The 12,293-nt window shown below is 57.3% G+C and carries 9 protein-coding genes; 2 read left to right on the top strand and 7 right to left on the bottom strand.

Annotation, left to right across the window (positions count from 1 at the left end; genetic code table 11):
* The 7 genes from B4968_RS13425 to B4968_RS13395 form a co-directional block, all read right to left on the bottom strand.
* Positions 1-2,309: amidase (locus B4968_RS13425; protein ID WP_083099705.1), on the bottom strand; the 2,309-nt coding region annotated here is incomplete at its 3' end.
* Positions 2,309-2,971, bottom strand: a complete 663-nt coding sequence (locus B4968_RS13420) for an ATP-binding cassette domain-containing protein (protein ID WP_241525735.1) — start codon at positions 2,969-2,971, stop codon at positions 2,309-2,311. The genes B4968_RS13420 and B4968_RS13425, both read right to left, overlap by 1 nt.
* Positions 2,972-3,018: 47 nt before the next feature.
* Positions 3,019-4,056: a branched-chain amino acid ABC transporter permease gene (locus B4968_RS13415; RefSeq protein ID WP_083099703.1), complete on the bottom strand. Its 1,038-nt coding sequence runs from the start codon at positions 4,054-4,056 to the stop codon at positions 3,019-3,021.
* On the bottom strand, positions 4,056-4,922 hold the full coding sequence (locus B4968_RS13410; RefSeq protein WP_083099702.1) for an ABC transporter permease subunit: 867 nt from the start codon (positions 4,920-4,922) through the stop codon (positions 4,056-4,058). The genes B4968_RS13415 and B4968_RS13410 overlap by 1 nt, the downstream gene beginning before the upstream one ends.
* Positions 4,923-5,025: 103 nt before the next feature.
* Positions 5,026-6,264, bottom strand: a complete 1,239-nt coding sequence (locus B4968_RS13405; RefSeq protein ID WP_083099701.1) for an urea ABC transporter substrate-binding protein — start codon at positions 6,262-6,264, stop codon at positions 5,026-5,028.
* A gap of 66 nt (positions 6,265-6,330) precedes the next feature.
* Complete coding sequence (locus tag B4968_RS13400) at positions 6,331-7,926, bottom strand: flotillin domain-containing protein (protein WP_083099700.1); 1,596 nt, start codon at positions 7,924-7,926, stop codon at positions 6,331-6,333.
* 142 nt (positions 7,927-8,068) lie between these two features.
* A complete protein-coding gene (locus tag B4968_RS13395; RefSeq protein WP_139792818.1) occupies positions 8,069-9,172 on the bottom strand; it encodes a substrate-binding domain-containing protein in 1,104 nt (367 codons plus the stop codon).
* A 124-nt stretch (positions 9,173-9,296) separates the two neighbouring features.
* Here B4968_RS13395 and B4968_RS13390 point away from each other — a divergent pair, with 124 nt between their 5' ends.
* Positions 9,297-9,719, top strand: a complete 423-nt coding sequence (locus B4968_RS13390; protein WP_083099696.1) for a MarR family winged helix-turn-helix transcriptional regulator — start codon at positions 9,297-9,299, stop codon at positions 9,717-9,719.
* Between the two features lie 278 nt (positions 9,720-9,997).
* Positions 9,998-12,190, top strand: coding sequence for a methyl-accepting chemotaxis protein (locus tag B4968_RS23530; protein ID WP_161492590.1), 2,193 nt, complete (start codon positions 9,998-10,000; stop codon positions 12,188-12,190).
* Positions 12,191-12,293 lie beyond the last annotated feature (103 nt).

Here is a 12,293-nt window from a genome sequence, read left to right as displayed (position 1 = left end):
CAAGGCAGGCTCATGGCGGGCAGACCACCGTTGAACGGGGCGGGATTTGCGATCATCTCAAAGGCGCGCTGAACATAAAGCGAGATGGAACAATCTGCGGGCGGGATTTGCTGCGGCTTCATCGGAACTGTCGGCATCAACAGCACATCATATTGCTTTAGTGCGGCGGCGTATTTCTCGTTCACCTTGCGCATCAGGTTCTGCGCCTTGCCATAAAAGCGGCCGCGGTACTGCTCCTGAAAGTACTCGCCCAGGAACATGCAGGTCTTCAAAGAGTGGGTCAGCTCATCAGGGCGGCTGCGCCAGGTTGCCATATGGTCCATCATGGAGGGCACAAAAAGCCCGCGGTAATTGGTGCCGCCAGAGTTGCCGTGCATCATGTGATCCTGCAGCCCTTCAACCGTAATTGCGGTCCAGCAATCCACCGCAAGCCCATGTTCCGGAACAGAAACCTCCTCGACCCGCGCGCCCAGATCGCGAAAGCGCTCTGCTGCGGCCAGAACCTTTTGGTCGACGTCGAACTCGGCCGAAGGGCCGGCAAATCCTTCGTTGAGAATTCCGATGCGCATGCCATGGGCGCCTTTGCCCAGAGCTTCTGTATAGCGGTAGGTTTTGGGTTTGTACTGCCGCGGGTCCAGACCGTCTTCGCCGGCCAGAATTTCCAGCAGCATTGCATTGTCCGCGACGGTTTTGGTGACGGGGCCAACATGGTCGATGGTCTGCTCAATCGGCATGATACCAGAGTAAGGCACCAGACCATGGGTGGCCTTCATGCCGTAGACGCCGCAGTTCGACGACGGGATACGGATAGAGCCACCCTGATCACCGGCGATGGCCATATCAACCTCCCCCGAGGCGACAAGAGCCGCAGAGCCACCCGAGGAGCCACCGGCCATATAGCCGCGTTTCCAGGGATTATGGATGGGCCCCTTGGCATTGGTGTGCGAGCCACCAGAGAGGCAGAAATTCTCGCAATGCGACTTACCTGCGATGGTGGCGCCGGCGTCCAGCATGCGTGTGACAATCGTCGCGTCGATCTCGGGCGTGTAGCCTTCCATGATGGATGAGCCGTTCATCATCGGCACCCCCGCCAGACAAATGGTGTCCTTCAGGGCAATGCGTTTGCCGCGCAGCGGGCCGTCCATCGCGCCTTTGATATCGGTTTTCACGTACCAGGCGTTCAGCGGGTTGTCCGTGGCATCCGGGAAATGGCCCGGCGCACGGGGATAGCGGACCTCGGGCAGGTAATCCGGCAACGCATCGAGGCGATCATAGGCCTGAATATAAGGCTCGATAATCTCACAGTACTCGGCCAGATCTGCATCTGTCAGGTTCATTCCGAACCGCTCGGCCATGGTGCGCATTTGGTTCAATGTTGGACGCTTAATAGTCATATGTGTCACCGCAATTTGCGAGGCCTCAGAGGACATCCCTGATGGCAGTCGTGTGGTTTGATGCGAGCTCTGTGTCGCCAGATGCGTCGCGCCAGAAACTCTGCTCGCGCCAGTCCCCCTGTTCGACGCGCTGCCCCGGGTTGAGCGCGCCGCGCCAAAGCCGAGAAACTGGTCGACCTTGGACTGATCCGAAAGCTCCGCCTTGCTCAGCTCACCGGTGATACGGCCCCGCTCCAGCACCAGAACACGATCCGACAGATCCGCAATGAAGTCGAAATTCTGCTCGACCAGAAGGATCGCGAGCCCCCGGTCCTTGCGCAGCTTCAACAGGGTTTCAGACATCTCTTCGATGATCGAGGGCTGAATGCCTTCGGTCGGCTCATCCAGCAGCAAAAATTCCGGGTCCCCCATGAGACAGCGCGCCAGGGCAAGCAGTTGCTGCTCACCGCCCGAAAGCGCGCCGCCCTCGCGGTCCAGCAGGCGCACAAGACGCGGAAATTCCTGTAGAACTGTGTCGATGACCTCATCTTCGGTGCCACCGGAATAATGGTGCCAGGCAAAGCGCAGATTGTCCCGTACCGAGAGTTGCGGAAAAATACCGCGTCCCTGCGGCACATAGCCGATGCCCTGCCCTGCCCGCTCATTTGGGCTCATGCGGGTGATTTCGGTGCCGTAAAACCGGATGGTGCCGGATGTGGTCGGCAAAAAGCCCATGGCCGTTTTCAGCAGCGTGGTTTTGCCCATGCCATTGTGGCCAAGAATGCCGACGACTTCGTTTTCGGCTATCTGAAAGTCGATGCCATGCAGCACCGGCACTTTGCCATAGCCCCCTGACAGGCCTTTGACTTCCAACAGGGTTTTGATTTCCAGCAGGGTTTTGACATCCTCTGCGGGCGGGCGCTCTTGTGGATGCATCAGGCGTTCTTTCCAAGATAGACGTTGCGCACGACCGGATCCGACATGACCCTGTCGACATGGTCTTCCATCAGGACCGCGCCCTGGTGAAACACCGTGACCGTGGTGGCGATGGAGCGGATAAACTGCATGTCATGTTCCACAATGACCCCGGCCGCCGTGCGGGTGAGCTCGTGGATGATTTCGCTCATGCGCGCGACGTCTTCGGCGCTCATGCCTGCGGCGGGCTCGTCCAGCAGCACAAGCCAGGGGTCTGCAACCGCGACCAGACCCAGCTCCACCCGCTGGCGTTCCCCATGGGCAAGACGACCCAGTTCGGCCCTGGCAATCGGGCCCAGTCGCAAACGATCAATGATATCGCTGGTTTTGGTATTTGCCGCGCGCGTGGGCATAAAGCGCCGCGCCGCCATCCAGATGTTTTCAAACACCGACAGCGCATCCATCACATTGGGGACCTGTGTTTTGATGCCCACCCCCAGTGAAGCGATCTCATGCGGGTGCCAGCCTGTGGTCTCCTGCCCGCGCATGAACACACGGCCCTCGGTTGGCGTATGCAACCCGCTGATGCATTTGAAAAAGGTGGATTTACCCGCGCCGTTTGGGCCGATCAGGCAGCGCAGCTCGCGGGCTTTGAGTTTGAAATTGACATTGTCCGAGGCCAACCACCCCGCCAAAGCGTTTTGTCAGGCCTTCGGTTTCTAAAACAAGTTCAGCCATGTGCGCCTCCTCTGCGCCGCGCACTGCTGCGGTGGCGGCGGCCTTTTGGGGTTCGTTTGGCAAAGCTGACGGTCCAAAGCGAGGTCACGGCTGGGACGATCCCCTTGGGCAGGAACAGCACAAACATCACAAGAATGATGCCGGTGATCAGCGTGTTGTCGACCATAGTTTGCTGGCCCAGCATGAACTTCAGATAGGCCAGGCCGGCCGCGCCAAGGATCGGTCCAAACCGCGTCCCCAGCCCGCCAACGATACACCAGATGATGATTTCGGCCGACTGACCAAGGCTGAACAGTCCCGGGGTGACAATCTCGGCCCAGTTGGCAAACAGCCCCACGGCCAGTCCGGCAATCCCGGCGCCAATGGCAAACAGGGCTGTCTTACGCGCCCGCACGTCATAGCCCATCAGGGAGACACGCGTCTCATTCTCGCGAATGCCCACCGCGATGCGTCCAAAGGGGGTGCGCAAAAGCCAGGTCACAAAGAAAAACACCACCAGCAAGGCCACGGCGCAGACATAGTAGAGCGGCTCTCCCCAGATGTAGGCGTTGGGCTGGCCCGGCACATTCAGGGTGTGAAATCCCGGGATGCCGTTGAATCCACCCAGACGGGCCTCTCCGATCTTGTACTGCGGGCCGGCTGTCGAGTTGGTGAATTTGAACAGGATCAAAGTCACCACCAATGTAATGACGCCGAGATAGACATCCGTCAGACGCCCGCAAAACATCATCGCCCCCAGCAGCGCAGCAAAGAGAGCCGGCACAAGGATGCTCAGCAGCATTGGCAGGGTGCTTTCGCCAATGTTGATCGCGGCCACCGCGTAGGTGTAGGCGCCAAGGCCAAAGAAGGCCGCCTGACCAAAGCACAGGATGCCGCCAAAGCCCCAAATCAGGCCCAGGCTCAGCCCAAGCATGCCATAGATGACGAGCACGGTCAGTGTGTAGGTGCTGATGAGCATTGGCATGATCAGCATCAGCGCAACACCAAAGATCAAAGCGGCGACATCGCCCTTTCCAGCAGTGCGAGACATCACATCTTCCCCTTAAAGAACCTGGCGGTCACACCCTGTGGCAACAGGCGCAGCAGGATCACGGCGGCGACCAAAAGGGCGACTTCGCCGATCACCGGTGAGATCGCAAAGGTGAAGACCTGATTGACCAGGCCAAATAGCCCCGCGCTGCTGATCAATCCCGCAATAAGAGAGGGGCCGCCTGCAATCACGGTAATAAAGGCTTTGGCGATATAGATGCCGCCGGATGTGGGCACCAGCCCAACCAGAGGCGCCAGGACCGCGCCTGCCAGACCCGACAAAGCCGAGCCAAAAAAGAAGGTCGCCATATAGATGCGATCAGGACTGTAGCCCAGAGCGGCGGCAATATCCGAGCGCTGCATGGTGCCGCGCGCAATCAGACCGGCCCGTGTCGTCTTTAACAACACATAGATCCCGGCCAGCAGGCAAATGGTGATAAAGATGATAAAGAAGTTATAGCCGTTGATCTGGTAGTTTCCGACGGAAAACCCCTTGATCGGTGTTGTGATACTGGTGGTGGTATTGCCAAAAATCATCGTGACACTCCCGACGAAAAACAGGCTAAGGCCCCAGGTGGCCAACATTGTATCCACCAGACGGCCATAGAGATGCCGTATGACCAGCCTCTCGACAACCAGCCCAATCAGGCCAACCACAAGCGGCGCGACTATCAGCATCGCCACAAAGACATTTACGCCAAGGTTCACGGCAGTGATTGTGGCGTAGCCCCCCATCATCATGAATTCGCCATGCGCCAGGTTGATAACCTTCATCATGCCAAACACGACAGCGAGACCTGCGCTGATCAGCGCCAGCGAGGCAATGCCGTAAAGAATTTCCACCAAGATGACAAAGGACAGATCCATGAAGGCTCACATGTTTTGTTGAGGGTGCCGGGATCGGGTCCAGGCATATGGGGAACGGAGGGCCACCTGGCGGCAGCCCTCAAAAGATCAGGGAGCAACGCGTCTAGATCTGGATCTCGTATTGGGTGTTGTCGTCCGGATTGGCTTCCAGATCGCAAACCGCCTGCGTATCAATGGGTTGGCGCTGTGGCAGTGACTTGATAACCCGCATCCTCTGGTCTTGAATTTCCATCAGATGCACGTCGAGCACCGCATGGTGCGTCTTGGGATCAACCGTCACCACACCACCGGGACCGGTGATTGAGACGCCGGTTTCCAGGGCGGCAATAATCGCGTCGCGATCCAGAGAGCCTGCTTTGCGCACGCCTTCTGCCCAGGTCAGCAAGCCGTGATAGTTGGAAACCGCGATTTCATGCATGCTTTGATCGCCGTCATTCGCGGCAGCCCATGCCTCTTTAAAGGCGTTGTTTTCAGGCGTGTCCAACTCTTGCGAGTAGTTATAGGCCACCATGATCCCGTTGCCTTCTTCTGGCGTCAGCACCTTGTGCTCGTTGCCCACACCCAGCGTGGTCGAGGCCAGTGGAATGCGGTCTTTCATACCCGCAGCCGCCCACTGGCGGAAGAAAGACAGATGGTTGCCCCCCACTAGCGGTGCAATCACCAGATCAGGACCGGCGGTCTGGATCTTGGCGATTGTGGAGCCAAAGTCGGAGACATCAAGCGGGAAGAAGTCAACGCCAATGGTTTCGCCACCATTGTCAGCGACGAACTTTTTGATCCAGCTCGCCATGTACTGGCCGTAGTTGTAGTCGGCAGCCAGAATATAGACCTTTTTGCCTGCCTTCTCCATCGCATAGGGCACCAGAGCCTCAACCTGCTGCGCGGGCGTCACACCATTGATAAAGATGTTTCTGTCGCAGACGCCGCCTTCATACAGCACGTTGTAAAAATACAGCGTTTGCGTCTTGCGCATCGTCTGGCGGATCGCCTCGCGCGAGGCCGACAGGATGCCGCCGTGCACCACATCAACCCGATCCTTTCGGGTGAGCTGCTGACCATACTGCGTATAGAGCGCCATGTCAGACTGCGTGTCATAGGATATGACTTCGACCTGTTTGCCCAGCAACCCACCTGCGGCATTGATCTGACTGACGGCCAGACGCATCGCCATATCCATTGGTTTGCCATAGGCATCAAAGGGGCCGGAGGTGTCCAGAATGGACCCTAGTTTGATGGTGTCGGCAGCAAGAGCAAAGCCTGGCATCATAGCTGCGCCAGTCAGCGTTGTCCCGGTCAGCGCCGCGCCACGTCCAAGAAATTTACGTCGATTAAGAACAGTCATAGTCCCTCCACGCATGGTTTCAGGACCATGCTTTGTTGGTTGATTGGTTGGTTTCTTCGCTTGGTATTAGGTTTCCTTTGCCTTGACGCGGTTGGCATAGTCCGCTGTGCGTCCGGCAATATTGGGGTCAAAATCCATGCCGATTTCTTCGCCCATCTGTTTCATTGCAGGCAGGCGCACGGCCATGCCCAGGATTTGATCCATGGCCGAGCCAAAGGCACTGTCAGCGCCGCCCTCCCCGCTGCCGCCGAGCCCGCCGCCGCCCATGCCACCGATGTGGTTGATCCTGATCGAGTCTATTTTCTCCACCGGCTTCATCATCTGCGTCATAATTTCCGGCAGACGGTCGAGCCGCTTTTCTTCCAGCCGCATGGCCACCAGCGCATCACTCATGCTGTTCTCAGCTTCGATCAGGGCAGAATTGCCCTTTGCCACCGCTTCGGATTTTGCCAGCTCAGCCGTGGCAAGCGTGGTTGCCGCATCGGCTTCGGCTTTGGTTCTGACGGCCAGTGTCTCGGCGTCACTTTTGGCCTGGGCCGTGCTGAGTTCGATATCTTTTGTCAGCCGCATCTCAGCCGTCTCATGCTCGCGGCGCACCACGGCCTTTTCTTTCTGCGCCTGGACATCTTCGGCCGCCAAAAGGACCGCAACACGCGCTGTTTCCTCAGCGGCCTGGGTTTTGAACTCGGCCGTGCGCAGCGCCGACAGCCTGGTCTCATTCTCGATCTTGGTTTCTTCCAGGGCCAGAATAGCGGCCATTTCGGTGCGACGCAGCGCTTCGTCATTGGCAACCTTCGCGGCTTCGATCTGCTTGGAGGATGTCAGCTTTTTCTGTTCTATCCGCAGCTCGGCGTCTGATTTTGCAGCTTCTTTCTTGGCGCGGGAATCCGCTTCAAGACGCTCAATCACCTCCTGCTGCGCAATCGTTGCTTCACGCTCGGTGCGATCAATTTCCAGCTGGCGCTGATGTTTGGCAAGCCCACTTTCGCGCACTGCAATATCGGTCTCTGTCTCGATCCGTACCCGCGCGCGGCGCTGTTCTGACACCAGCTCTGCATGTCGGCGCAGACCTCTGCCGGCAAAGGCGTTCTTCTCGTCGAGCTGCGACAGATCGCTTTGATCAACGCGGATCAGGGAAACAGAGATGAGCGACAGGCCAAAATGCGCCGCTTTTGCCGCGACGGCGGCCTCGACCTCGGCAGTGAAACCCGCCCGGTTTGAATGCAGCTCTTCAAGGGACCGCGTAGCGGCGGCCGCTTGCATCGCATCAAGCATTGAGCCGCGCAGCAGCTCCTCAATGGCGTCGCCGCCCCGTTCAACCCGGCTTCCCAGTGCCTGTGCTGCGGTCGCAACGGCCTCAACACTGCCGTCGACGCGGAATTCAAATTCCATCGCAACATCCGCCCGTAGCTGGTCGCCCGTCAGCACCCCATCGCGCCCCTTGCGCTCTGCTGCAAAGGTCACCGCCCCCATCATCACGCGTTGCACCTGATGCAGGATCGGCAGCGCGATGCAGCCACCATGCAGGACGACCTTTTTGCCGCCAAACCCCGTGCGCACCAGGGCAGAGCTCAAGGTGGCTTTTGCAAAGAATTTTTGCAGGAACCAGATGCCAAGTAAAATGACAATGGCCAACACAATGATGGATACGACCCAGACCAAAGCGATACTCCCAAGTGGACTAAATACTGGGATCGCGCGCTGAACCAGGGCAGCAAACCCGTTTCACCAAGGGTTGCTGAAGTTACTTTCCAATTCAAGTAATTTATTTTCCATTTCAAGGAAAAATCTTAACTAACTGAAACTATAGTTTTTTTATGATATCAAAAAGGGCTCCATCCGCCTTGGCCAGATAGATCGGCGCCGTGCCTGGGCCCTGACCACTGCGGTTGCAGCACCTTACAGAGTCAAAGCTGATCGCGCCTGTGCTGCGGCTGTCCTTTTGGTGCCAGTCCTCTTTGTGGGCTGCCATCAATCCAGCGAGGAACTGCACCCCTTCGTAGGTTGACTGGCCAAGCGCATTCAAAACCGGCGCCGTCTCGCCATGAATGGCATAGTAGCGCTCGCGGAAACTATTGTTTTGGGATGTCGCGAGCGATCCAAAATAAGAGGAGGCAGAATAGAGCTCTTTGAGGTTGTCGGCGCCGCTGGCCAACAGGCTGTTTTCCTCAATCGCGCAAGAAAAGCGGATCATGCGATCATGCATACCGGCCGCGCCAAAGGCCCGGTTGAAGGTCACCGCATCCTGACCAACCAGAGACAAAAGCACCGCATCAGCATTTGTCTGGGCGATCTCGGCGACAAGACCCGACATATCGCTAATGCCAAAGGGCATGTATCGCTCAAAACAGATATCCGCGGACATCTGTGAGAGTTTTTCTGTCGCGTAGGTGTTAGAGGAGCGCGGCCAGACGTAGTCGTTGCCCACCAGCGCCCAGTTCTTTATCTTCATATCGGTGCAAAAATGCTCAAGCGCCGGCCCCAACTGGCGATCCGGCGTGTCCCCAATTGCAAAAATCCCCTTGGTGTTCTCGCCGCCCTCATACAGCGGCGTATATATATAAGGCACACGCTGGCGCACGATCTTGCTCAGGTTCTGACGCACGGCACTAATATGCATGCCGACAATCGCATCAATGGCACCAATCTCAATCAATGAGTTGATCACCTCTTCAACCGGGGTCTGCGCCTCAAGGGCAGAGTCGATCATGATCAACTCGACAGGGCGGCCACATATCCCGTTGCTCTCATTAAGCTGGGCAACGGCAACCTGGGCGCTGGAAATACAGGAAGGAGCCCACAGGCCGGCCGATCCACACATAGGAATAAGCAAGCCGATGCGAAACGTAACCCTCGGAAAATCCGCGAGTTTCCCGTCGATATCCCTGACCTCGCTCGGCACGATCATCTTGGACGAGCTTGGACCGATAGACGATGCGATAGAAGCGTCCAACATAGTTTTTAAAGTGCATTGAAAATCCTTTCCAAGTCAACTAATTTTGAAACCAACCGTTCAGAGGACCAGAACAGCAATGTCGCATTCCCTTCCCGTGCAATCCTACCTGTCTTACTCGCTCGCCACGGCGCACCGTAAGGTGCACGGATCTCTCAGCAAGCGCCTGAAGGAGTTCAACGTACAGGTCGAAGCCTGGCGGGTGATGGAAGTGCTGGAAGCCGGAAACAACCTGACCATGGGGGATCTTGCCGAGGCCGTACTGATGAATCCCCCGACCCTGACCAAGCTGGTTGATCGCATGGTGTCAGATGGGATCGTCCACAGGCGTATGGCCAGCATTGATCAGCGGCAGGTCAATCTGATTTTGACCGAACTCGGGAAAAAACGTGTTCAGCAAATCCGCGAGCAAGCACAGCTTGAAGATGATGCGATTCTGAACAAGCTGGGAAGTGAAAAAGCCGACCTGCTTCACAGAATTCTGGGCGAGCTTGTGCAATAGCTCTGTTGTGCCGGAGCCAATCGGGAGACGCGGGCTGATCGCCTGAGGCCACAGCCATGAGGATTGGTCGCGCCGTCGATGGTCTGCACCACCCGAAACTAAAAAAGATGTTGCCCCCCTGGCGAGGCATGCGAAACGCGAGCAGGCGTTCCTCTTGGCGCAACGTACGTATGTTTATGATACGTCATAAGTATAGTTGAGCCGCAATTTAAGAAATTGTTAGGTCGATCAGGTGATGGAGTTCTCAGTTTAACAATCACGTTCTGGAGCTTTTCACGATGACCCTTCGAAGGTACATTCTCGCCCTTATTGCCATTCCCTTTGTTGCCCTAATGATAGAAGGAGGCGCGAAGGGGAAAGATGACCTGGTCCGCTTCATCGATGCCGGGCACACCCAAACCGAGATTGCCGAAGCTGTTTTCCTCAATGGCATGGCGCATTACCTGCAGGAAGAGCGTGGGCTAACCGCTGGATTTCTTGAATCCGGGGGCGCTGACTTTCGCGACGAACTGGCCAAAGTCCGCCACGAAGTAGATGAAGCCATCCATGCCATACCAACCCCTATTAAAGCTATCGGCAACCAGTTTTCAAATCTGAAGGAGATGCGGCGCACGGTTGACCAGCTAAGTGTCGGCATCACGCAGGTGAGCAGCTACTACACCAAGATCATCGGAACCATTCTGGATGCCGCCGATGAAGAAATGCTCCGGCAGAATAACGCTGAGATCGTCCAGATTGCCTCTGGTCTGGTCTCTCTGAGCGCAGCCAAGGAGGCGGCTGAACTTCAGCGCTCAGCGGGGCTGCATGGCTTTGTTGAGGGTCATTTTGATTTGGCCGTTTACCGTGAGTTTTCGGAAGAATGGGCCTCCGAACCGCAGTTCCTGCATGTTGACCATATCGTGTTGGCCAGCCATATGCCGGGCCTGGATTTCGAACACAGGCTGAACGAAAGCGGATTGCTCGAGATCCGTCAGGCCGTGGTCGCAGCAGAGCCAGGCGGCACTGTGCCGGGTATCACTGTGCAGGACTGGTTCAGCCGGTCGTCTGACTGGATTGCCTATCTGCACGAGACCGAAATAGACGCGGCAACAGAAATGACGGACCTGGCAAAGGCCGAAGCCTCAGATGCATTGATCACCCTTCTGCCGACCATGGTTATTGTAACGCTTTCTATCATTGCAACGGTCGGCATCGGGCTGCGCCTGATCCGCATCTTCGACAGCCAGTTTGGTGCTTTGCAGGAAGATCTGGACCGGCTGTCGCACAAAGATTTTGATTTCGTACCCGCCTTCATGGACGCGAAAACCGAAATTGGCGACCTCAACCGCGCAATGGAGAAAACCCGTGTCGCGCTTCAGGAGGCAGAGGCCAATCTTGCCGCAACCGAAGCGGACCGCTCCTCTGTTATCGGGTCTCTGGATGAGCATCTGAAACGCCTGGCCGACCGGGATCTTGATTGCGCCATAACGGAAACGTTCCCCGCAGAATACGAACAGCTGCGCAGCAGTTTCAACACAACCGTGGCTACGCGCAGCACCACTGTCCAGCATGTGATTGATGCAGCCCCGAGTATCCGCGCCGGCACGGTCGAAGTCAGCCAGGCGGCGGATGACCTGTCGCACCGAACTGAAAGCCAGGCCGCAACGCTGGAAGAAACCGCTGCTGCTCTGGATGAGTTGACCGCCAGCGTCAAAAGCGCCGCCGCAAGTGCGCGCAGTGTTGAAAACATCATGGGCGAGGCCAAGCAGGAAGCACAAAACAGTGGCACTGTCGTTGCAAATGCTGTTGCGGCGATGACCGAGATCGAAAACTCCTCGACCCATATTGCGCAGATTATCAGCGTCATCGACGACATCGCGTTTCAGACCAACCTTCTGGCTCTGAACGCCGGGGTCGAGGCCGCACGGGCCGGCGAATCCGGTCGCGGATTTGCGGTTGTCGCCTCCGAAGTGCGGTCTCTGGCGCAACGCTCGTCCGATGCGGCGACGGAAATCAAAACGCTGATCAGCGAAAGTTCCACACAGGTGGAGCGCGGCGTGGATCTTGTTGGCAAGGCCGGTGGGGCACTGCAAAACATCGCTGAACGGGTCAACCACATCTCGAAACTGGTGACAGATATCGCCGAGGGCGCCGTGGAGCAGTCCACTGGCCTCGGCGAAATCAACACTGGTGTGGTACAGCTGGATCAGGTTACCCAGCAAAACGCTGCCATGGTCGAGGAGACGACAGCGGCGGGACATACGCTGAACAATGACGCCAACACCCTTGCAGAGCTGGTCGCTGTCTTCAAACTGGCCGGCGGGTCAGTGGTGAAAATTTCGCAGCAGTCTCCCGGCGGCCAGTCTTCCGGTGGAAAGGCGGGCGCCGAACAAACGAGCCGTCCACAGGCCCACAGCAACGACTGGGACCAGGAGAGCCACACTCCCGCCCGAGCGGCTGCGAGCGGTGCTGGAACCTGGCAGGATTTCTAAAGGCACAACAGGTTTGGGCCCTCATAAGAGGGCCCAAACTCGTGTATCCCCACAAGCGCAGCTGCCGCGTCTGTGATCTGATGACAAAAAGGCCCGAGCTAAT

This window comes from Pseudophaeobacter leonis (assembly GCF_002087335.1).
Taxonomy (GTDB): domain Bacteria; phylum Pseudomonadota; class Alphaproteobacteria; order Rhodobacterales; family Rhodobacteraceae; genus Pseudophaeobacter; species Pseudophaeobacter leonis.
This window is presented reverse-complemented; position numbering and strand designations above follow the sequence as displayed.